Origin of the sequence: Sphingobacterium sp. UBA5789 (assembly GCF_002418355.1) — a bacterium.
Lineage (GTDB): Bacteria > Bacteroidota > Bacteroidia > Sphingobacteriales > Sphingobacteriaceae > Sphingobacterium.
The window spans coordinates 840,925-864,806 of sequence record NZ_DIDX01000004.1; the positions used below are offsets into that span (position 1 = coordinate 840,925).

At 37.8% G+C, this 23,882-nt stretch carries 19 protein-coding genes; 10 read left to right on the plus strand and 9 right to left on the minus strand.

Annotated features, from left to right (window positions below; all coding sequences use genetic code 11):
* Window positions 1-16: 16 nt before the first annotated feature.
* The 3 genes from B4B65_RS12930 (at window position 17) to B4B65_RS12940 (ending at window position 3,202) form a co-directional block, all read left to right on the plus strand.
* A complete protein-coding gene (locus tag B4B65_RS12930) occupies window positions 17-1,006 on the plus strand; it encodes an LLM class flavin-dependent oxidoreductase (protein ID WP_293916004.1) in 990 nt (329 codons plus the stop codon).
* 486 nt (window positions 1,007-1,492) lie between these two features.
* The gene (locus B4B65_RS12935; protein WP_293916005.1) at window positions 1,493-2,299 is read left to right on the plus strand and encodes a hypothetical protein; all 807 of its coding nucleotides are present in this window, start codon (window positions 1,493-1,495) and stop codon (window positions 2,297-2,299) included.
* Between the two features lie 3 nt (window positions 2,300-2,302).
* On the plus strand, window positions 2,303-3,202 hold the full coding sequence (locus tag B4B65_RS12940) for a TIGR01777 family oxidoreductase (protein ID WP_293916006.1): 900 nt from the start codon (window positions 2,303-2,305) through the stop codon (window positions 3,200-3,202).
* A 91-nt stretch (window positions 3,203-3,293) separates the two neighbouring features.
* On the opposite strand, the gene B4B65_RS12945 is transcribed toward B4B65_RS12940, so the two are convergent.
* The 3 genes from B4B65_RS12945 to B4B65_RS12955 form a co-directional block, all read right to left on the minus strand.
* Window positions 3,294-4,760, minus strand: coding sequence for a L,D-transpeptidase family protein (locus tag B4B65_RS12945; RefSeq protein WP_293916007.1), 1,467 nt, complete (start codon window positions 4,758-4,760; stop codon window positions 3,294-3,296).
* A 170-nt stretch (window positions 4,761-4,930) separates the two neighbouring features.
* Entirely contained in the window at window positions 4,931-5,215 is a 285-nt protein-coding gene (locus B4B65_RS12950; protein ID WP_201679434.1) for a GNAT family N-acetyltransferase, read from the minus strand.
* A gap of 163 nt (window positions 5,216-5,378) precedes the next feature.
* The gene (locus B4B65_RS12955; protein ID WP_293916008.1) at window positions 5,379-5,780 is read right to left on the minus strand and encodes a single-stranded DNA-binding protein; all 402 of its coding nucleotides are present in this window, start codon (window positions 5,778-5,780) and stop codon (window positions 5,379-5,381) included.
* Window positions 5,781-5,969: 189 nt separating this feature from the next.
* On the opposite strand from B4B65_RS12955, the gene B4B65_RS12960 reads away from it, so the two are divergent.
* From B4B65_RS12960 to B4B65_RS12970, 3 genes are all read left to right on the plus strand, one after another.
* The gene (locus tag B4B65_RS12960; protein ID WP_293916009.1) at window positions 5,970-6,332 is read left to right on the plus strand and encodes a hypothetical protein; all 363 of its coding nucleotides are present in this window, start codon (window positions 5,970-5,972) and stop codon (window positions 6,330-6,332) included.
* 138 nt (window positions 6,333-6,470) lie between these two features.
* Window positions 6,471-7,202, plus strand: a complete 732-nt coding sequence (locus tag B4B65_RS12965) for a DsbA family oxidoreductase (protein WP_293916010.1) — start codon at window positions 6,471-6,473, stop codon at window positions 7,200-7,202.
* A 110-nt stretch (window positions 7,203-7,312) separates the two neighbouring features.
* A complete protein-coding gene (locus tag B4B65_RS12970; protein WP_293916011.1) occupies window positions 7,313-7,921 on the plus strand; it encodes a CDP-alcohol phosphatidyltransferase family protein in 609 nt (202 codons plus the stop codon).
* An 87-nt stretch (window positions 7,922-8,008) separates the two neighbouring features.
* Here B4B65_RS12970 and B4B65_RS12975 read toward each other — a convergent pair whose 3' ends face one another.
* Window positions 8,009-9,178, minus strand: a complete 1,170-nt coding sequence (locus B4B65_RS12975; RefSeq protein WP_293916012.1) for a glycoside hydrolase family 27 protein — start codon at window positions 9,176-9,178, stop codon at window positions 8,009-8,011.
* A 330-nt stretch (window positions 9,179-9,508) separates the two neighbouring features.
* Between B4B65_RS12975 and B4B65_RS12980 the strand changes: the two genes are divergently transcribed.
* Window positions 9,509-10,192, plus strand: a complete 684-nt coding sequence (locus B4B65_RS12980; RefSeq protein WP_293916013.1) for an RNA polymerase sigma-70 factor — start codon at window positions 9,509-9,511, stop codon at window positions 10,190-10,192.
* 304 nt (window positions 10,193-10,496) lie between these two features.
* Here B4B65_RS12980 and B4B65_RS12985 read toward each other — a convergent pair whose 3' ends face one another.
* From B4B65_RS12985 to B4B65_RS13005, 5 genes are all read right to left on the minus strand, one after another.
* Window positions 10,497-12,008, minus strand: coding sequence for a PKD-like family lipoprotein (locus B4B65_RS12985; RefSeq protein ID WP_293916014.1), 1,512 nt, complete (start codon window positions 12,006-12,008; stop codon window positions 10,497-10,499).
* Between the two features lie 24 nt (window positions 12,009-12,032).
* Entirely contained in the window at window positions 12,033-12,782 is a 750-nt protein-coding gene (locus B4B65_RS12990) for a DUF4843 domain-containing protein (protein WP_293916015.1), read from the minus strand.
* A gap of 92 nt (window positions 12,783-12,874) precedes the next feature.
* Complete coding sequence (locus B4B65_RS12995; RefSeq protein ID WP_293916016.1) at window positions 12,875-14,305, minus strand: RagB/SusD family nutrient uptake outer membrane protein; 1,431 nt, start codon at window positions 14,303-14,305, stop codon at window positions 12,875-12,877.
* Between the two features lie 11 nt (window positions 14,306-14,316).
* Window positions 14,317-17,697 (minus strand): SusC/RagA family TonB-linked outer membrane protein, encoded by a 3,381-nt coding sequence (locus tag B4B65_RS13000; protein WP_293916017.1) that lies wholly within the window; start codon window positions 17,695-17,697, stop codon window positions 14,317-14,319.
* A gap of 171 nt (window positions 17,698-17,868) precedes the next feature.
* On the minus strand, window positions 17,869-19,029 hold the full coding sequence (locus tag B4B65_RS13005) for a FecR family protein (RefSeq protein ID WP_293916018.1): 1,161 nt from the start codon (window positions 19,027-19,029) through the stop codon (window positions 17,869-17,871).
* A gap of 982 nt (window positions 19,030-20,011) precedes the next feature.
* Here B4B65_RS13005 and B4B65_RS13010 point away from each other — a divergent pair.
* From B4B65_RS13010 to B4B65_RS13020, 3 genes are read left to right on the plus strand one after another with little or no spacing between them, the layout of a single operon-like run.
* Window positions 20,012-21,196, plus strand: a complete 1,185-nt coding sequence (locus B4B65_RS13010) for an OmpA family protein (protein ID WP_293916019.1) — start codon at window positions 20,012-20,014, stop codon at window positions 21,194-21,196.
* A 43-nt stretch (window positions 21,197-21,239) separates the two neighbouring features.
* Window positions 21,240-21,428 (plus strand): hypothetical protein, encoded by a 189-nt coding sequence (locus B4B65_RS13015; RefSeq protein ID WP_293916020.1) that lies wholly within the window; start codon window positions 21,240-21,242, stop codon window positions 21,426-21,428.
* A gap of 31 nt (window positions 21,429-21,459) precedes the next feature.
* Complete coding sequence (locus tag B4B65_RS13020; RefSeq protein WP_293916021.1) at window positions 21,460-23,088, plus strand: hypothetical protein; 1,629 nt, start codon at window positions 21,460-21,462, stop codon at window positions 23,086-23,088.
* Window positions 23,089-23,882 lie beyond the last annotated feature (794 nt).

Below are 23,882 nucleotides of genomic sequence, written 5' to 3' on the forward strand. Positions count from 1 at the left end.
CTCGTATCTTTATGTTATGAAAAAAATCAAATTCTCTGCTTTGGAATTGGCTCCTGTAAAAAAAGGAGGAACACCTAAAGAAGCAATTGACCGCGTTGTGACTGCTGCAAAACATATAGAATCATTAGGTTACGAACGTCTCTGGCTTGCCGAGCATCATAATATGGAATATATAGCCAGTTCGGCAACTGTGATACTGATCAGTCATGTGGCTGCTCACACCTCTACGTTAAGAGTTGGCTCAGGAGGAATTATGCTCCCTAATCATACACCACTGGTCGTGGCAGAACAGTTCGGAACATTAGAAACACTTTATCCGGGTCGCATTGATCTCGGCTTAGGAAGAGCTCCTGGTACGGATCAGTTAACAGCGATGGCACTTCGCCGAAATAACATGCATACACAATTTTACTTCGCAGATGATGTCAAAGCATTGCAGCAGTTTTTTAGTGAGGATAATTTTAATGCTAAAGTGCGTGCCTTTCCTGCTGAAGGACAACATGTACCTTTGTGGATATTAGGTTCGAGTACAGATAGTGCGCATCTGGCAGCAGAACTGGGGCTCCCCTATGCTTTTGCATCGCATTTTGCTCCTGCAATGTTAAAAAATGCAATGGAGATTTATCAAACAAACTTTAAACCTTCAGCACAATTGCAGCATCCTTATTCCATAGCCTGTGTCAATGTCATAGGAGCTGACACCAATGATGAGGCAGCTCATCTGGCAACAAGTCTGTATAATCTTTTTGCAGGTATAGTTACCAATACCCGAAGACCACTTTCACCACCTACAGAACAACCTATCTATGCCGGTATCACCGAAATAGAGCAAGCTGTGCAAAGTATGGTTTCCTGCACATTTACCGGAAATGAAGAATCCCTGAGAGCAGACTTACATGCATTCGCTGAAATGTACAATCTGGATGAGATCATGACGACATCATATATCTTTGATGATGACAAACGTCTCAGATCTTATGAAGTTCTGCAACGTGCACTATCCTAAAATTTAATAATATTATTTAAACCTCTCTCCCGATAAATCGGTATCTTTTCTTTAAAGGAGAGAATTAAGCAAGGTTTAACCCTTGCAATTTGTATGCTGCAAGCATTAGCGTAGCGCTGCTTGTGCCTTCATAGTATTGCCGGTGAAGACACCGGCAAACGCATGTGAAACGTCTGTTGGAGTCCCATTTTTATGCGAAAGCATGTTGCATATGCTTATATAGTTTCTGTTTTCAACCTCTCTCCTGATAAACGTAATCTCTCCTTAAAAAGGAGAGAATTAAACAAGGTTTATTCTCAATTTCTATGGCGCAAGCATTAGCGTAGCGGTGCTTGTGCCTTCATAGTATGCCGGTGAAGACACCGGCAAACGCATGTGAAACGTCTGTTGGCATCTCCGCCAACAGTATAATATCTCCATTTTTTTGCTTCTGCCATAACGTAGCATACGATATTTGTTTACCTTTATAATAAACAAATACTACTTATGTCTAAATATTGGCTTTTCACATCTGTTATAATTCTTGTTATGGGCTGTCAGTCCTCCGGAACAAAATCCGTAAATACAGTAGATACGCTATCAAATCATCCAACAAAAGATAGTATCACAGATACTTTACAACCAGTGACTCCACAACCTGTACCTGACGCAGTAACAGAAGAAAGTCATGTCTTTTTCGACGGAACTTACCGGTTAGATGAAAATGAGAAAGCGGACTTTCTTCCGGGTAATCAATGGCTGAGTTTAAACGAAGATAACGGGCAGTTCGAGTTAGCAAAACCGGATTATACAATCGAAAAAGGCTATGATGAATGTAGCGGTATGAATACAGAAAGCCTAGGCTCTAAACATAAAACGCTGGTATATCTGGAATTTCCGCAGTTAAAACCCGGAAAAGTAAATGCATTAAAGATTACAACAGGCAAAATATGGCCTGAGGAATCTGCTTCCTTTGATTTTCAAGGCAATACATATACCTTAAAGGGTCGTGGAAAGATATTATCTACGGAAATGCATTGGACTGACGATGATAAAAAGGAGAAATTTCATGAAGTAAAGGATTATTCACTCGCTTTAACTATAGACGGTAAAGATCAGGGAATTATGCTAAAAGAAAGTTCATTTAATGACACCTTTATGGAGCTCGTTTTTGTAGGGGATCTGGATAAAGACGGTAAACTGGATTTTATCTTTCAGGTACCAAGAGATTATGAAGAAGAACGTGTTGTTGTATTGTTATCTTCAGAAGGATATACCAAACAATACACAGCGAGCAGGCAATTTGATTGTTAACCTATGAAAGAAATCGTACTTATAAGTGGGGCAAATGGGCTTGTTGCAAAGCATCTGACTCTCCTGTTGCGTAATAAATATGAATTGCGTTATCTGACCAGACATAAAAAAAATTCGAATGAGTATGAATGGGATATACAACAGAAGCGAATCGATAAACAGGCATTTGAACAGGTAGATCATATTATTCACCTTGCGGGAGCAAATATTTTCGACAAGCGCTGGACATCAAAACAGAAGCAAAACCTGAGAAGTAGCCGTATTGACAGCGCACAACTTATTTTTGACACCTTAAAAGAACGCGGACAAAAAATCAAAACATTTGTATCCGGATCTGCAAGTGGTTATTACGGCATGATTACTTCTGATCATATATTCAAAGAATCTGACGCTGCCGGTCATGATTTCCTTGCAGATCTGACAAAAGAGTGGGAAGCAAAAGCAGATCAATTTGAAAATGAAGGCCTTGCTGAACGTGTCATAAAAATCCGAACTTCAATTGTTTTGGCCAAAGACGGAGGTGCTCTTCCTCTTCTGAAGCGTATTACAAACCTTTATTTAAACACGGCTTTAGGTGATGGCAAACAATATTTTCCCTGGATACATGTAGATGATATCACGGGCATTATAGCCTTTGCACTGGATCAGCAGCATGTAAAAGGACCTGTCAATGCTGTAGCATCTGAGCATGTTAATAACAGGAACTTCACGCATAAACTTGCTCAACATCTTCATAAATGTATTATCCTTCCTTCTGTTCCCAAGTTTATACTTAAAGCTATATTAGGAGAACAGGCTGATATGATCCTGACAGGATCCAGACTTTCTAACGATAAGATCAGACAACTGGGATATGAATTTAAGTTCCCGACTTTAGATCATGCACTGGAAGACATTTTGTAATCGACAAATGTAAAAGTATATAAACAACAAGATCAGGCAAAAGCCTGATCTTGTTGTTTATATACAGATTATAATTATGCCATTTGATTAATTACAGGCTATAATATTTTTTCATTGCCTTTTTTAGTCGGTCATCATACCCATAAATATCCGGAAGCTTGTATATTTTTCCATCATCATCAATCCACGTTGTGTAGTAGGTAATATATACAGGAATTGTTTTTTTCATCATTACCCAACGGCTTTTATTAAGAGTATCAGCAATTTCACTTGCGATCTGTTCAGCTTTCTTATCGTCATTTACTAAAAATGCTGCCAGAGCCGCAGGTTTTTCTACACGTACACATCCGTGACTAACCGCTCTGTTCTTTGCTGAAAACATTTGTCTGGCTGGCGTATCGTGCAGATAAATAGAATAAGGATTCGAAAATATAAATTTGATATTGCCTAAAGAGTTATCAGCCCCCGGATTCTGTTTGAATTTAAAATTCAACACTGAATCAGAAGACCAGTCTACCGTATTAGGATCCACCATCTGTCCTTTTTTATTATAAGCCACCATATTACGGGATTCCAGATAATTTGGATTAGACCGAAGACTTGAAATAAGCTCCTTCTTAACTATACTTGCCGGAATATTCCATACCGGATTGACCTGCATACGGTCCAGTTCCCCGCTTAATACCGGAGTTTCATGATTGTCTGTTGCTCCTGCTCTTCTGGCATATGGTCCGTAGATCGTCTCCCCTACACATACGTTCATCATTTCTTTTGTTTTCCGCTCATCAACCATACGCAGTTTCTGTTCAGGAATATTGACAACCACATATTTTTCCGGAAAATCTTTACCCATCCAACGCAATTTTTCCAGTGTAAGATAAATATTTTCCTTCTCATCTTTACTGATTCCCCCCTTCTGCAACACCTGTTGCAGTTTCAGGTAATAGGAATTTTTAGGTTGTACCTCAGAAAGATATTCTTTAACATCTGTACTATCCAGAGCTTTTCTGGCCTGTTGTTTTGTAACCTTATGTAATTTTTCAAAATAACGACCGTACAACTGCTTTGGATTAACCGCTCCCCCCTTCAGAATACTGATATAGGTAACATAGCCATCTGTAGCAAATAAATCCAGTTTAGCGAGTAATGGATAGATATCCTCCACTTTACCGGATTTCAATGTATTCAGCTTTTCAAAGCTTTCTTTGATCTGATTGGTGTGAAAATAAGCACTTGATAAACCGTGTTTATCAGATTCTTGCAGATACATACATAACGTATCAATAACACCTTTACTTAGATTTCTGCTGATAAAAGTCATCCCTGAGGTTGAATCCGCAAATTCCGTGATCCATTTCGGATTATGAAGCTGACTTTTGTTCTTTGACAGCTCTTGTTTAAATATGGCAAAATATGCAGTGGTATCGAAATTCCTGTATCCTTTTTGTTGAAATACTTTAGCGAGTTCATCGCCAAAAGTATCCTCTCTATCGGTATTACATGAACTTATGAACCATAAGCCTAACAGCAAAAAAATTCCAAATTGTATCTTCCTCATATGTCTAATTCAAAAGTGGGCAAATATACCACTTGTTGTACGGCTATACCTCAAATTGATTGCCAGTAATTCAGATTAGACATAAAACACCTGTAGAACTTAAAAATTGAAGCTTTACATCTACAAAAACAGAAGTTCATTTGCGCTATTTATACAAATCCGCCGGTGATTTAGTCTGTAGCCAGCACATCCTGAAAAGCAGGAGTTTTATCAAAAACAGATTTTGCAAACGGACATTCCGCAACAATTTTCAGATCATTCTTGCGTGCGTAATCTACTGCTTCCAATACCAGTTTCTTGCCAACACCCTGACCTTCAAAATGAGAGTCCACTTCTGTACTGTCAATAATTAGTCTGTCCTCTCCTTCTTCATAATGCATCTGACCACTTTGCTGATCATCAATATATGCTGTAAACACACCATTTCTTCCGTTACTTGAATGTCTTATTTCCATATGTATAAAATATTAAACAGTGACGCTTACATAACACATATCGGGTAATATTTGTTTAAGAAAAAGCAATTTTTGGATCAGAAACTGTATGATTTTTACGACAGGTATCCGGAATAAAATATTAGTATTCACAGACACCTGTACAGGCAACATGATCATTGACTCAGAAAGGCAGATCCTGCTCCTGCTCTACCTGTTCCTGGAGCAGATCAGCCGGCTCTTTTGAGGTATTGTTTTTATCCAGAATCTGTAATTGTCTGACCTTGATTTCAGCAAAGACTTTCTTATTTCCATCTTTATCTTCATAATCCCGGTAAGTCAGCATACCTTCAACCATAATCTGTGTGCCTTTTGAGCAGCGCTGCTCAACCCTATGGGTAAGATTTCCCCATACCACCAGATTATGCCAAAGAACATTCTCTACCCATTCTCCCTGCGTATTTTTGTATACTTCATTGGTAGCTAAACGGAGCTGAGCCATTTTTGACCCTTTGACTGTAGCTTTGATTACAGGATCTATCCCTAATCTGCCTACTAACTGAATACTGTTTCTTAAAGCGTTCATAATAATAAATTTTTAATAAGTAAAAAAAATTAATTAACTTCCTTGTCCGGTACAGTGATTACTATTCACTCCCGAAGCACTGATACAAAGTTGCATAGGACAAATAGCAATATCCGGTAATTAAACATTTATTACCATTTATAAACGTTTATAAGCGTTTAAAAACGGTTAAGAGAAAGCTGCATATCCATGAAAACAGCAGAAAAAGTATGCATAGAATGCAATAGTCCATTAAAAGGCAGATCAGACAAGCGGTTTTGTGATGATGGCTGCAGGAATAATTATAATAACCGATTAAACAGTGACCAGACAGCTTTTGTAAGATCTATCAATACAATTTTACGTAAGAACAGAAAAATTCTGATGGATATTCTGGGAGAAAATAATAAAGTAAAAGTGAATAAAACAGACCTTAATGATATAGGTTTTCAATTTGATTTTTTTACACATCAGTACATAACATCTGCGGGTAAAATTTATATTTTCATATACGAATTCGGCTATCTTTCTCTGGCTCAGGATCAATATCTCTTGGTCAGAAAGTTTGATTAGATCTTGTTTGTCATATACTTGTAAAGGGCAAATCATGAAATTGCAACATTATAAAGGAGCATCTCTGAAGTCGATTAAAGATCCTATTATCCTTTCTGAATTCTTTAAATTTGCATAGATACTTTAGAACTGAAGAAAATGAATACAACTCAAACGAATAAAATGCAAATCGAGATATGGAGCGATATTATGTGTCCGTTTTGTTATATAGGAAAACGTAATTTTGAAGGTGCATTCTCCAAATTTGCTAACGCTGAAAATATAGAAATTATCTGGAAAAGTTTTCAACTAGATCCAACGCTGCCTGAAAAAGAGGAATTTGATCATATACAGTACCTTGTCGAACGAAAAGGCATGCCAGCCAATCAGGTACATGCAATGTTAGATCAGGTAACGCAAACAGCAAAGGGTGCAGGGTTGGATTTTAATTTTGACAATGTTGTCACTGTCAACTCCTTCAATGCCCATAGAATAATTCAACTGGCAAAGACTAAAGGTTTGGGAGACGATATAGAAGAGCGTTTTTTTAAAGCCTATTTTACCGAAGGTAAAGATATCGGGGATCAAAAGGTACTTTCCACATTAGGACAGGAAATCGGACTGACAGAAGACGATATCAAAGAGGCCTTATCCAATGACGAATATGCATACAAGGTAACACAAGATATACAGGAAGCACAGAGCATCGGAGTACGGGGAGTACCTTTTTTTGTATTTGACCGTAAATATGCTGTTTCAGGAGCACAACCGACACAAGCTTTTGCTGACACATTGAATAAATCATTCGGAGAGTGGACTGCTAAAAATCCAATATCACCTTTTGTAATAAGTGATGGCCCATCTTGTTCACCGGATGGACATTGTGAATAAATAAAATAATCAAAAAAATAGGTTAAGCAATCTAAAAGTAATATTTTAGGTTGCTTTTTTTATGGCAGATATATGAAACGCCCTATTCACCTGTGTTGCAGACAAAAATTATGACAAAAAAACAAATTCCTGAAATACTAATCTGGTCAAGACTGCTGATGGGGCTTATTCTTATCGTATTGAGTATCCTTCATATTTCACATTACGAAGTCTACGCAATCAGTTTACTTACACTTGGCCTGCTTTCTGATGTATTTGACGGCATTATTGCCCGTCAGCTTCAGGTATCTACAGAACGCTTAAGACGGTTAGATTCGGGTGTGGATCAGGTCTTCTTTATTCTGGTAGCTGTATCCACTTATATTCATTGCCCCGGATTTTTTCATCAAAACGCTACAGCCCTTATTGTTTTGATTGCTGCTGAAGCAATGACATACATAATCAGTTTTATCAAGTTCAAAAAAGAAGTTGCCACACATTCTATAGGAGCAAAAATCTGGACGTTATCTTTATTTGCTACTTTAGTTGAGGTCAATATACATTGCCAATCCGATGTGATTTTTCATATCTGTCTGTGGCTCGGTCTTTTAACACGGTTGGAGATTATGGCTATTATCCTGACCTTAAAAACGTGGACTAATGACGTCCCTTCTCTTTACCATGCGATACAATTAAGAAAAGGTAAAACCATAAAACGCAATAAAATATTCAATGGATAATCTCTTTCTGGATGTGCCTGCGATTGTCAGACGAATCGTATCGCAAATGATCTGAATTTTAAATTACAGAAGAATCCCTCTTCTACATCAAATACTGACCTCAAGGACTATAATGCCATGTGCAGGAATAGTAAATTTTCGTTCTTTCCCGATCTTGCCGAGTGAACGATGTAACCAAAGATCACGAATTTTACTGCCAGCATTCAATCCTACAGATTTGGCAACCAACGTATAATCCGCAGTGCTATCTCCACGATTCATTATAGCTATAGCTTTCTTCTTTTTATCTGACAGCAGTTTTTCCCAGATTTCCATATTACCTTCACGCAGGATACTTCTGGCCTGATAGAATAGCCTATCCTGATTGAGCGCGATTAGCTCTTTATTCGTCAGGATCTCTATCGTTTGTCTGGATATGGTACGCAGATCATTTCCAGCCATTAAAGGTGAATTAAGCATACACCACATTGAAAAATGAGTTTTGTCTTCTTCATAACTCATTCCTCTTCCAACCTGCAACATGTCCATATCATTATAGTGGCCTGGAGAAGCATACTTATACAGATCTCTGTTTAGGTCAATAATATGCAATACAGATTTAAAATTATTACTTATATCTCCTGATACTCGCCACGAATCTACTAATCTGATAGCCCATTCGCCTGGAAACTGCCAACGGCATAAGTTGAATCCGGCATTAGGCTTGACTGCTTTAACTGCGCGAACAATTTTGGTATACTGTTCTTCTTCATTTAAGTTCATCTCCTTCCCCCCGCACCAGTCTACCTTAATAAAATCAAAATTCCATTCTCTGAAAAATAACTCTGCATCCTGCTTTTCATACCCATACATTCCGACTCCTATTCCTTTAGCATCATTATCCCATATTGATCCGCAGGTGTTTTTTCCTCCTTCAGAATACAGACCTGCTTTTAAGCCTTTACTGTGTATATAATCTGCAACAGCTCCCATTCCATTTGGAAATTTTGTACTATCAACAAAGAGCTTACCGTCTTTATCCCGGCCTCCGAAGTACCCGTCATCTACATTGATATAACGATAACCCGCTTTATACAAACCTGACGAAATTAGTGCATCAGCCTGTTCCCGAATTAATTTTTCATCAATATGAATACGAAAGCTATTCCAGCTGCTCCATCCCATAATCGGAGCCTTTGCAGATTGCCCGTAACAGTTCTGACTCAGGAGTTGAAACGTCAGTAATAAGGTTGAAAAAATACAGAATTTAAGTTTCATAATGCAATATACACAACTATAAATCAAGATCATAATTACAAATACACTTAATAGAAATAAAATAAAGACAACAATATCAAATACACTAATAAGATGAAATAAACTATCTTTAAATGGTCTATTCAATATAAATATGTTGCTTGCATTATTAAATTCTCACATAATTTCCTTCCGATTATTATCAGAATAGTTTGAAACCTTATTTTTACCAAAATCATAACAAAAATTTCTGCATACATAAACAAAAAGGAGTGAAAAGGAAAAAGTAAAAATTTTTTGTTTTTCAATTATATATTATTTAATTAGCAATGCAAAAATTCAATATTATCAATGGTAAACTTCAGAAATTATTCAGACCAAGACCTTATTCTATTGTTAAATAAGTCAGATGTAAATGCTTATACGGAAATTTACAACCGATATGCCATGATGGTTTACTACAATGTGAATCAGATCCTTCGTGATGAGGAAAGTTCCAAGGATGTTGTTCAGGATGTATTTACTTCTCTGTGGGATAAAAAGGAAGTAATTATGCATGGGGAAAATCTGGCCGGATACCTGTACGTCTCTTGCAGACATCGTGTATTCAAACTACTGGAAAAAGGTAAAGTCCGAAACAATTACTTGCTGTCTATAGCTTCGTATTTTACAGACAATGGTAACCAGACATATGAATTGCTCGATGAAAGAGAATTAATGGGTATCGTGGTAGAAGAAATTGCCAAATTACCTCAAAAAATGCGTGTAGTTTTTGAATTAAGCCGTTTAGAAAATTTAACTCATCGAGAAATAGCCGTTAAATTAGGAATTTCAGAAAAAACTGTAAAAACACAGGTTCATAATGCGTTAACAATCTTAAGGTTAAAACTCAAAAACTATGGAAGTTATGGTATTTTGATATTATTACTCTCCACACAAAAAGTTGAAACAAAACGCTCAAACCTTTTTCAACTTCCATGTGTACGCGATTTTTTTTGTATTAAAAATACGTTGAAGGATAAATATTCGATATAAAAAAGCTTTGTCTCCGACAATTCTCTAAACCTCTCTGCCCTTCGCACATCTCTCCTTAAAAAGGAGAGAATAGCAGTAACACCACGGACATTGCAATCATAGTATATCACCTAACCTTATCACTTCTTCACCTTATCAACTTCCACTATCAACCTCTCTGACTTTAAAGCATCTCTCTTTAAAAAGGAGAGAATAGCAGTAACAGCACTTTCACGGTTAACTCTAAAGACATTATAGACGCTATCATCCATATAAAATTTCGCCCATTATCGTTCTCTTTTTCCATTGGTTTTCAAGAGCTATTTTAAAATTCGAGATAGGTGAGGCTTTTTATCCTTCCAAAACCAGAGAATGATCTATCTGGTATCAGATCAGCATTTATTCCGGGTACAATATACGTATTCAAGAAACCTTCTGTGCCGTCACTTATAGTCGGATCGTATGTACCTACCATAAGTTTATTGGCATCCTTATATTTACGAGTGTTTTTAAATTCATAAAAATTAAGATACGATACTCTTCTATTTCCGAAATCCAACATCAATTTGCTGCTCTTGTATATCATATCATATTCATAGACTTTACCCCCTATTGCATAAAAAATATAACCATAATCGGGACTAATGGCATAAAATTCTGCTCTAGCGATATCAGTTCCCGTTATCTCAGCATAATAAGTCTGAACATTATTATTGGGATTAAATCTGGCCAGATATCTCTTGCCGCCACTCTTGAGAATTGAAAAAATTTCGCCGCCATTGAAGCTAATATAGCGCATATAAGCCAGATCCATTCCTGTACTAAAACTAAATAATCTTCTGGCTGCCGGAGGATCAGGTATCACAGAACAACTTGGAGCAGTACCAGAGTATTTTACAAATCTGCGGTTAGTTTTATCGTAAAAAACAGCAAGAGCTCCAGGCATAAAATAATCTCCTCCGATAAAAGGTTCTACTTCAAACCCTTTCTGTTCAGCACTAATGTAGCTGATCGGAACTGAATAAAAAATTCCTTGGACACCGGAAAAATAGTAAGCTTTATTTTTCCCTATCATAAAAGCGGCTCTATTTGATTGTTGCTGAATTACATCGGCATAAAAATCTTCAGATACATTACCAAACATTTCATATTTTAAATCCATGGTGCTGGTCCATTTAAAATTATTGCGAGACACCTTTGTGGTCGTTTTATCAGTCCCCAAATAAACACCATATCTGATCGAATCCGGTCCGATCAGCAATCCTGTATTATAGGTATACGTCATTACAGGTTTACCATCTAACTTTAATTGGGAGCCAACATTACTCAATATATCGGTAATAACATCAAATTCATTTTTGGTGTTAAGGGATAACATATCTGCTCTGGCTCTACCGTTTGCTTCAGTCATCATCATCCAGCCTTCGTTAATTTCATTTACTACATGTAATGAAAATCTAGTCGTATATTTTACACCAGAGGCTTTATCTGTTATCGAATAATAAGCATCATAAATGCTAGGCTCTATCTGCATAATCATATCGAGTTTTTTGGTATTGGAAAATGTCTTAATTCTTGAAATGGCAAGGTTTTCAATATAAGACCATTCGAATTCATATTTACTTTCATCAAAGTCCGCATCTTTACTAAATACAACCTCGGGATCAAATATAATTCGTTTGCCATAAGAAGCGACAAGTACTTTAGGCATATTCTTAATTTCAGATAAAGCATTTAATTCAGTATATGTATAATTTCCAAGGTCCTTTTTACATGAGACTAACCCCATAAGGAATACAATCAATAAAAATGCATGGAGATATTTTTTTGTTTTCATAATTTATTCTGTTAAGTTAAAATCCTATTGCGACTCCCGCCCCATGACCATAGGTTTGTTATTCTCGTCCATAATAATATTTCCAGCGGCTTTTTGTTCATTAAGATACCGTTGCATAAACTTTCCATAAGCAAGGATTTCACCTGCATTCATAGTAGTATTCATATACTCAAAGTCAACATTAAGTACCTGAACCATGAGAAGCATTTTTTTTCTGGAAAATGTACCTAAAGATCCGTCTCCCCATAAAGCTGGTCTTGAAATAATATCGTCAACGACCAAGCTGCTTTTCGTATAAAACAGGGTATCCTTCTTAGCTATGTTTAATACCTTAAAATTCATATTGGTATTAAAATTTTCGTTTTCCAGCAGTTCAAATTTCAAAACGAAATTTCTGTTTTGCATTTCCGGAATACGTAAAAACCTGATAAATACGGTGTCAGTTAACTTATCCTTTTTAATAACAAATGTCGGATTTAGTATTTCATAGAATCTTAGTCCTTCTGCATTTGCACTATCCTTAACCATTAACCGATAGGGCCTGTCGGTATTTTGTTTTCTTCCAATAGTACTGACTACCATACCAACAGTGAAAGAATCCTCTTTGGAGTATCCAAAACTATAACGTAGACGACTTCTTTTAGTGCCCGTAGTTTTTCCGGCCTGATAAAAATAAATACTGGACGGATTCTCGAATTTCATCAATTCTTTTTGACAAGAAAATATACATACACTACATAGCAGACCAATTGCTGCAAAAACTACTTTTTTCATCTGTTTAATTTTTATGTTTAGTTACCATATTTTTTTATCAAAGTATCAACCCCATCGTTATAAAAAACAACCAACATCGATCATGATTAATTTTATTGACGATAAAAAGTCTCTGAATCCGGCAATGGTATATTGTAATTGACATTAACATTACCACCTGCGGATGAACCATTCGGAATGGAGGTAATATTTCTGCGCTTGTAGAAGTAAAATAACTGTCCTTCACCGGGAAAATCCTTCTGATACTCTTTTTGTAATTCGGTATTGATGTTTGCATTATTGGCGAGATTAGTTAATCCTCTATTGACCCGCACTGTATTGATAAAACTGATACTATTTGCCACAACAGACTCACTTTCAGCTGCAATAAGGTAAATTTCACTGATTTTAAGGAGGGGGATGGTATATCTGAAAGATTTTGTTTTATCAACAATATCTGCATATTTGATAAAGGTTCTGTACTGTTTAAGACCTGAAGTAGGTGTGTTCCAGTTCAGATTATATCTGTAATCATTTTCATTACTTTCGTATACTGCAGCAATTCTCGACATTACGGGAGCCAGAATTTCCTGATCGGTGAGAGCCGGATCAAAAAGCCTGAGATAATTGTCGTACAATTGCGTATTCATTATTCCAAATAGCATTTCAGTCGAGAAAACCCGATCAGGATTTTGTTTTTCATTCAGTACATTGACACTCGTAGTCCATGGAAATATGTTGGCCACAGCAATTACCTCCTTCGCAGATTTCAAAGCGTTTTCCTTATCTTTTCTATACAAAAACACCCGGGCTTTCAGTCCTTTTACTGCATAATAGTTTAGTCTGTAATTTCTGCTATCCCTCAAAAAATCAATTTTATCTTCAGATCGTGGTATCTTCACTCCGTTAGTCACGATATCATCCTGTTGCAATAATTCTTCAGCCTTATTCAGATCGTCAATTACCTTTTGGATAAACTCATTGGCAGGCAACAACGGATTTACAATAGTCTTATCACTTTCATTGTATGGCAGACTTTCTTTGGTAGAGTCGGCGGTATCATACCTTGGACCAAACAGTCTGAGCAAATCAAAATGCAAAAACGCTCGCATAGCATATGCTTCTCCCATGTAGATACGTTCTGTACGATCATCTAAAACGCCTTTATATTTATCCAGATTTTTCAGAAATATATTGGTATTTAAAATAATCCCATAAGATTGTTTCCATATAGCATCCAGGCGATTCACAAAAACACTTTCGTTATAACTGTACGTTCCGATTTTGTTCAGATTGTGTTTATCTGCGACATTATAACGTTGTGCTAAAATATCTACGGTAGACAGCGTAAGATTTTCTCCATAGAGACTGTTGCTTGCCAGATCAATATAAAGTCCGTTTAACACCGAATTAATTCCTGCTTTCGTCGCAAACAATTCCGTTTCCAAAACCTTGTCTTCGGGCTTCACATCCAGAAACTTTTTACAGGCACATAAACAACTGATTGCCAACACCAGCATTATAATTATATAGTTTTTTTTCATTTCTTTAACAGTTAAAATGAGGCACTTAAAGAAAAAGCAAATGTCCTTGCATAGGGATAATCAATACCCCTTTCTCTCTTAATGCTTGAAAAATACATGAAATCATTGGCCATGAGATTTAATTTTAATGATCTCAGTCCGGCCCTTCTTATCCAGTCATCATTCTCTAATATATATCCTATATTAAGTGTCTCGCTACTCAGTGTATTTTCAGTCTGTACAAACCGGGATGAAATCGGAGTACTACTTGTTTGCGATATAGCTTTGAATTGCGAAATGTCACCAGGTTGTTTCCATCTGTCATAGAGAGCTCTTTTGTCCTGATTAAATGCAGTACTACTATAACTTATATTCTCTACTTTATAAAAAAGAGCACTATTGAATATCTCACCTCCAAGTCTGTAGCGGAATCCTATACCGAATGAAAATGCCTTGTATCTTATATTCGTGGAGATGACACCCTGAACATGTGGTACAGTATTACCAATATTTACAATATCGCCTGCTTTGTATTCAAAACTGATTTGTCCGGATTTAGTCAGAAAAGCTTCCTGACCTGTAGCCGGATCAATTCCTAAGGATTGGATAGCCCATAGCGCTTCAGGACTGTTGCCATCCGTATATCTCAACAGTGTTCTGCTTCTCTCCTGATCTTTGTTTAATGAAGTTAGTATATTTCCAAATCCGTCATATCTGCCTTTATAGGTTGATCCCATCAAAGTAACGCTCCACATAAAACGTTTTTCTCTTTGATATATAGGAAAAAAGGTAATCTTGGATTCTATACCCTGATATGTCATATTTCCGGCATTATAGGGATAAGAAGATGTTCCTGCAGATGAAGGAAGATCGATGGGTACTACCAGAGGATCTGTTTTTTTATTGTAAACATTTAAATAACCTGAAAACCGGTTATTAAACAGATTAAAGTCCAGAGATGTACTGATCTGTCTGGTTACCTGAGGATTCAAATCAGGATTACCTAACATTTCCAGACTCACGCCTTGTCCGAAATTATTGTAACTTGCATTACTATTATAATTATAAATAGACACTGAAGTGATATTTGCAAAATTCTGATTACCCGTTATACCCATGTTACCGGTAAGACGTAACGAATTGATCCATTTTACATTTTTAATGAATATTTCGTTATGCAGGTTCCATCCAAGTCCGAATGAATAGAATGGCGAGAATTGTTTGTTGCGTCCATAGGCCGTTGACCCGTCGATACGATACAGAAAATCCAAAAGATATTTACTACTATAAGCATAATTGACACTAAGCGTAGAATTCAATGTTCTGGATATATTGCCTGAAGCATTTGGGCGTCCGTTTAATACATAGCTGTACGCAAAGCGGGGATTTCCTTTGCTGCCTTCAGGAAAACCTTCTGCCATAGTACCATACCTATTATTCTGATTTTCTGAAATAGTACTTCTCCAGTTGGCTGTAATATTATGCCGGTCAATGGTTTTGTAATAGATAAGCATCAGATTACCCTGATAAGAGAAACCATCATCTCTGCTGTCTGTATAGCGTCCCTTCCTTAGTCTTGGTGTACTGATAAAATTTGTCATTTCGGGAGATTGAAAATTTTTATTTGTATTCGTTGCTTTGGTTATTTGCATTCCAGCATTTAATCGAAATGTTTTACTGATATCATAGTTTATATTCAGGTTATTTTGTACTTCCAGATTTGTCCCGATACTGTATTGTGCCTGTGTGGAATTATACAGTGGGTTAATTACCCGTATAACAGTACCAAGGTCATCACCTTGTTTACTGATTTCCAGATATGGATTATCGTTATTCTTTTCAAAATAAGGATTAGCATTAACGAAATTCGAAAAAGAGCCATATGGAGAGTTTGTTGATTTAAATCCTCTTATATATGTAATGTTATTGATATTGAGTGCCTTTTTACGATAGGTCAAATTGATGCTACCGCTATAGCTATTGCGTCCCGAACCTATCATAGCTCCCTTTCCGATCCTGTAATTCATACCAACATTATACATAAAGGCCTGATCACCACCGGAGGCATTAATTGACGAATTGGTAGAATAGCCATTTTGCAACGGCTCGTTTAACCAGTATGTGTCTACTCCCCTTTTTACAGCGGCCAGATGTCGGTTGTATAATGAATCCAAAAACATATTCAGTAATGAACCGTTAAGATTAACAAGCCCAACATTGTATCTGCCAGATAAGACTTCAAATTCTAATTTTTCAGCTGCATTCATCATATTGTAGCTGGATAAATCCGGCAATTCTAAACGAAAATCCTGATTATATGAAAACCGTAATTCTCCCACCTTAGGCTTTATTGTTTCAATAACAACTACCCCATTTGAAGCCTGGGAACCATACAACGCTGTAGAAGCGGCATCCTTCAGAATAGTAACGGAACTAACTCTGTTCATATCCAGATCAAAAATAGTTTGTACACTGGTAGGAAATCCATCAAGTACAAAAATCGGCATGTTTGGATTAGAGCCAAATTCATCCCTGAGTGTAGCCGTGGGAATGCTGCTTTTGCCTCTCACTTCAATAACAGGCATACTGTTCGGATTCGAACCGTCAAGGTTATTTTCTATCATTAAAAAAGCTGGATCCAAAGTGCGTAAACTTTGTAGAATATTATTATTACCGACAGCTTTGAGTTCATCTCCTGAAAAAACAGCAGTTGTTCCTGTGAAGCTATCCTTTTTCCGGTTTATTCCTGTTCCCGTTACTACTACATCATCTATTTTATTCTCCTTAAGTTTTAGTTTTATGATCAGATTGGTTTCTTTACGAGTCACCGTTACTTCTCTTGTGTCATAGCCTATATGTGAAATGACCAGAGTACTACCTTTTGTATCGGATATGAAAAATTCTCCTTTTCCATTCGTTTTTGTTCCTTTACTTTCACCTTTAACAGAGATATTAGCGCCTGCTACCGGATTACCACCTTCATCTACAACTTTACCTTTTATCTCTCCGACTTGTGCAGGCTCAGGTTGTATGCCTTGTTTCTCAACTCTCTCTCTGATAATAATTGTTTTTTTGCTGACTGTATAACTAAAGGGTTGGTCATCAAAACATATCTTCAACGCTTCTTCAAGAGATACCTGGTCTACATTAATGCTTACACTTTTAGCTCGTCTTATCAGTTCAGTATCGTAAATAAAACCGTAACCAGTCTGTGATTTTATCTCCTTTAATATGACCGTAAACGGAGCATTGTTCTTATGGAGTGTTATTTTCTGTGCGTAGACAGATGTGGCGCTTACTTGTGTAACGAAGAACAGCGTGCTCCATATCAGCACATTAAAGTGTAATAGCAAATGTCTGATATCCAAATGCCTGAAAAATGGCACAACGCTGTTATACCTGTTTATACTCATACCTTGGTTATTTTAGGTTAATAAAGACAACAGGGTGCTGTCTTATATAATATTTATTCTTTTGGATCCGCTATATAAACTATGGATCTCCTTTTTCTCCTTACTCTGTTAGTGTCTTTATTTGTTTTTTCATTTTCGATTAATTTAAGCTATACAATAATTCAGTTAGTTTCAGTTTTCAGTCGCCGATACAAAAATCTTACGATTCTTTATTTCAAATTTCACTTTGCCCGTACTTTGAATAATATCAAGTATTTCCTCCAGATTATTGGAGCGGGACAACATCGCATTAAAGCGGGTCTGTAACGGAACACCTTTCCGGTACTCTACATCGACATTATACCATCTGCTCAGTTTAGCCATGACCTCAGGAAGATGTTCCTCGCGAAAAATAAAATCTCCCTTTGTCCAGGCAGCAACCATCTGTGCGTCCACATCCTTTACCTGTAAAGCACCTTTGGATAACAGCGCCTGTTGTCCCGGCTTCAGAATTACACTTTTAGAGAATCCGGACAGTGTCTCGATAACATGTACAGATCCTTCCTGTAGTGTAGTCCTTGTGCCGGACTGATCTGCATAGGCCTCAATATTAAAATGCGTCCCCAATACCCTTACACGCTGGTCTTTGGTTTGTACTACAAAAGGATGAATTTTATCTTTATGCACTTCAAAATATGCTTCCCCTTCCAGTATAACTTTACGCTCTCCATCCTGTTGCAGACCTGTAGTATAAGTGAGACTGGAAGCCGCATTTAACCACACTTTACTTCCGTCCGGTAATAGTAATTTGTATGTTTGTCCTCTGTCTGTCTTGAGTGTATTAAATACATATTTATCAGTGTTACTCCCGATTTCATTTCCATAAATCAGTTGTCCCTCAGCAGATTTAGTAATGATGATTCCCTCTTCCTCTATTTTTTCCTCTTTTGAGGACTCTGTCAATTTGACTTTTTGTCCATTACTTAGATACAGTGTTCCACCTATTTTACCAGAAGTTATATATTCATGAGTAACTGTCTCTTTTGCAGCTTGCCGATACACCGGTTTCATCAGGTAAAAGCCTATACCTAATCCTACAATAGCGACTGTAGCTGCAATGCGTCGCAACCAAAATACTCTCCTAAATGACTTTACTTTTATAGTATTCACCGGATATGCTGATAATGTAGCAAACAATTCATCTCTGATACGCTCGTAATCCTCTTCTTGCGGATTTTGCATCTGCCTGAAACTTTCATGCGCATACCAGCTTTCCAGCATTACTTTTTCCTGCGGACTTGCCTGCCCTCGGTTGTACCGGATTAAAATTTCTTTTACCTGTTCAATATTCATATATATTGTCTAATCATTCAGATCATAATTGAAATGGAGACTTACTTGTACTTAGCCTGTAAAGGCTGTACTGTACAAGTATCTCAAACCTTACCGGCAAGCAATGGATTTTGATATTTATACACATCTTTATTCAGGTTTTCAATCTGCTCAACTGATAATATAATCCCCGAAAGATGCTTAGGGTGTAGACCGATTTAATCTTTTTTTTCAGTATCAAAAAAATAATGAAGTTTTATTAAGACAGTAGGTGGGACACTAACAGATGTAAACTTTATTAACCTTATCAACTTCCCACTAAACCTCTCTGCCCTTCGGGCATCTCTCCTTGAAAAGGAGAGAAATGTGATAACAACACAGACACTGTAATTATCGGGTAACCTTATAAACTCTATTAACCTTATAAACTCTATCAACTCTATAAACCCTATCAACTTCCCACTAAACCTCTCTACCCCTTTCGGGCATCTCTCCTTGAAAAGGAGAGAAATGTGATAACAATACAGATACAAGAATCACAGTATACCCTCTAACCTTATCACCTTCTTAACCCTATCAACTCTATAAACCCTATCAACTTTTCACTAAACCTCTCTGCCCTTCGGGCATCTCTCCTTGAAAAGGAGAGAAATGTGATAACAACACAGATACAAGAATCACAGTATACCCTCTAACCTTATCACTTCTTAACCCTATCAACTCAACAACTCCCTCATATACAACAATAAAACATCAACAAATAGCTTCATTCTGTAGGTTAAAATTGTAGAGATACATCCACACTACCCTTTTCAATCACTGTAAAAATGATGTTTTTAAGATTTGACCATACAAAAACCTATAGGCCAGCACTACAATTTTAACCGGGGAAACATAATTTTGTCATTAATCACAACACACTAACTTGATATAATTTATACAACAGATGTACACTATCAAGAAATAGATTTTTTCGAATTAATAAACATAATTACATTAAAAAATGAGGATAGTAAGTTTACTTTTTATTGCACTATGCATCTCGGTGACCGGATATGGTCAGCAGGGTATCCGAAAAGATACGACTGTAGTTGTTGACAACAATAAGTATAAAGTCATCAGCAATACCTTCTGGAGCAACTGGTTTCTGGGTGCCGGAGCAGGTGCCCAGGTTTATTTTGGAGATCATAACAAACAGGCATCATTGTCAGATAATCTCACACCACACTTCGGACTTCATCTGGGCAAGTGGTTTTCACCCGGACTCGGATTTCGTCTCGGAGCCGGCGGTTATCAGATCAAAGGCCTCACCCAAAACGGAAGCCACTCTACCGGCAAAGTATATGATGCATCCAAATCACTTAGCAGACAAAAATTCAACGCTTACCATGTATACGGAGATATGTTATTCAATCTGTCCAACCTGTTTGGCGGATACAATGCAACCCGTTTCTATACTATAAGTCCTTATGTGGGGGTCGGATGGATGGTCACCAAAGATGCTCCTGCCCAACGTGAGGTAAGTGCCAATCTGGGTTTCTACAATACATTCAGACTTGCTGAAGCATTGGATCTTACACTGGATATCCGTGGTAGTATGGTTAATGACCGCTTTGACGGCGAAGTAGGCGGGCGCAAAGAAGAAGGAGTATTAAGTACCATGATAGGACTGACTTATAAATTTAAGAAACGAGGCTGGGAAAGAAGCAAAACTATTGTCGTAAGCTATGACGAGGAAGAACTGAATGCCCTGCGCCGTAAGGTAAATGAACTGGCCGCCAATAATGAGGCCCTCAGCAGACAACTGGCCGAAGCCGGTGGTAAAAGCGTGACGAATGTGGTGGTCAATAAAAAAGTACTGGCAGCTCCTATTCTGGTGACATTCCCTATCGGAAGCAGCGAGGTATCGAATGAAACCCGTGTCAACCTGGGATTCTTTGCCAAAGTGATCAAAGACGGAGACAAAGATGAGGTATACCGTATCACAGGATATGCCGATAAAGGAACCGGAACAGCCGAAATCAATCAGCGTCTCAGTATAGCACGCGCCGAAGCTATAAAAAGTGTACTGGTTAATGAATTTGGTGTACCTGCAAGACAGCTGAACACAGTCGCAGCCGGAGGAGTAGATAATATGTATTACAATGATCCCCGTCTGAGCCGTGCCGTGATCGCTTTTGCTGAATAAGAATAGAATTCCTAAATCAAAACACTATAAAAATCATTGGATTATGAATAACAATAAAAAGAGTAAAACAAACTATGTCGCTCCGGAGGTGCATACCCGCACGATAGAACTGGAACAAGGTATAGCAGCCTCGTCCGCAAGGCTGGTCCCCGGAGGAGCAGGACCCAATTCGGCCAATCCTCAGATAGAGGACTGGACTAAAGAAGAACAAAGTCAGGATTTATTTTTATAGTCCGTAATATCTTTTAATTAACGTCATGTACATGAAAACAATACATACTAAGAAAACAATGATATGGACACAGCTGATCGTATGTGGTCTGCTGATCCTGAGCAGTTGTGCTAAAACAAAAAAACAAATCCCACCGGATCAGGTAACACAATTGTCATTTGTGGTGAATGGAATTGCAGAAGCTTCGGACGCAGGTGCTGCTACAGCAAACCGGTCCGCAGTACCTGTAGCCAATACAGAGCGCGAAAGCCAGCTGCTGGACCTCGGCGGTCTCGCTGCCATGGTATCCGTGACATCAGGCCCCATTAAGGCACAGGAGGTATCTCCTAATAACAGCAAACAGCGTGCAGCTGATATGACCAACGGATACAAGTATAGAGTGGTGGTACTGGATGCTACCACAGGTGCAGTAGTAGGCTCAGTACAGGCTACAGCAAACACTGCGTCTGGTGCAGTACAGGATGATGCAGTCAAAATCGATGTTGTAAAGGGAGCTACCTACAAATGGTATGCCTATTCGTACAATGAATCGACATCAGTGACAGCACTGCCAAATGAAGCCAATCCGGTATTTACGCCTTCGTATGACAAAGACCTGCTGATCGCACAGGGAACAGCGACTGCGGGTACCGGTGCCGGACAAAAAGACACACAGGTACCTATTCTTTTCAAGCATGCACTGGCCAAGGTAACGGTACGGTTTGATGCCAGCTCCAGAACTGACGGGATCTCTGTACTCAATGCAGCACTGGCACAATCCGATTATTTTAATAAAGGTACAGTAGCATTGAATACCACATCCGGTACACTGTCTTACACTATAACAGGCCAGCACAATGTATCCGCTATTAACGTCGGATCCCTAAGCCCTGCCCCTACTGTTGCATCCGCTTCGTTTTACACGATCCCGGTCACACCGACGGAAACGGCGATTCCTTCATTTAAAGTCAATGTAGCCAGCCTGACTGTAGGGCCGCTAAGCGCATCCGGTAAAACAATAGATTTTGGCAGCACTATTTTACCTAAAGCCGGTAAAGAAGAAATTGCAATTATCAATATCCTGGATGTAACACCGGTAGGTCCTGTCTTCTGGGCGACCGGAAATCTGTACTACACAAAAAGTACCAACACCTACCGAATCAGAGACGAAGATATAATAGCGAGATCGTTAATGCTTACTGAAATTCTTCAGCCATCATTCGCTAAAACAGATGGGTGGAACTGGATGGCCAGTAAAACTTATGGAGGATTAGGCGAGCCAAATAATTTCGATCGTTATAATTTAGTAGATCCGTGTAAAAGCGTACTGCCTCTAAATACCTGGCGTATGCCTACACGACAAGAGTTCGAGGCTTTACTACCTTTGTCCAAGAATCCTCAAACTTATGAACAAAAAGCTACGATGTCAACTACTTCTATTGGATATAGCAGATTCCGGAACACTCCAAGTAGTAAATGGTTACAATTTAATTTTGACGGGGATCAAATTCGCCCTAGTTATAACGGTTTTTTCTGGACGAGTACTGGTGACAAGTCTCCGGGTTCGACATATTATAACAAAGCATATATTCTGCAAGTTATTCATGGGGATAACCCAATTGTAACTAGTAACTTTAATAATAGTAGTTATTACAACATCCGCTGTGTACTTGCCAGATAGCGGAACTATATACATTGGCTAACAAGCTAACAACACACTATACTTTTTTTAATACAGGCCGGGATCTTTTATTCCGGCCTTTTTTATTGTATATAGCCTGTACTGTCCCTCGTTAGCGCACGCCTATGGCCTGTGCTATAAAGAAATAAATACAATAAAGGCATACGAGACACGAGTACAGCAGCGGATAAAAAAACTATCCTCCTGTTTTTAAACAGAAGGACATTTCATATTTCTTACATAAACAGTTGGCGGGGACGCCAACTGACGCTTTAAACCTCTCTGTCCTTTCGGACATCTCTCCTTGAAAAGGAGAGAGTTATTATAAAAACACAGATACCAGAATCACAGTATACCCTCTAATCTTATCAACTCTATAAACCTTATCAACTCACACAATCAACCTCTCTGTCCCTTTCGGGCATCTCTCCTTGAAAAGGAGAGAATTATTATAAGAACACAGATACGAGAATCACTGTATACCCTCTAACTTTATCAACTCTATAAACCTTATCAACTCACACAATCAACCTCTCTGCCCTTTCAGACATCTCTCCTTCAAAAGGAGAGAATTGTTATAAAAACACAGATACCAGAATCACTGTATACCCTCTAACCTTATCACTTCTTAACTCTATAAACTCTATAAACTCTATAAACCTTATCAACTCACACAATCAACCTCTCTGCCCCTTTCGGATATCTCTCCTTGAAAAGGAGAGAGTTATTATAAAAACACAGATACCAGAATCACAGTATACCCTCTAACCTTATCACTTCTTAACTCTATAAAC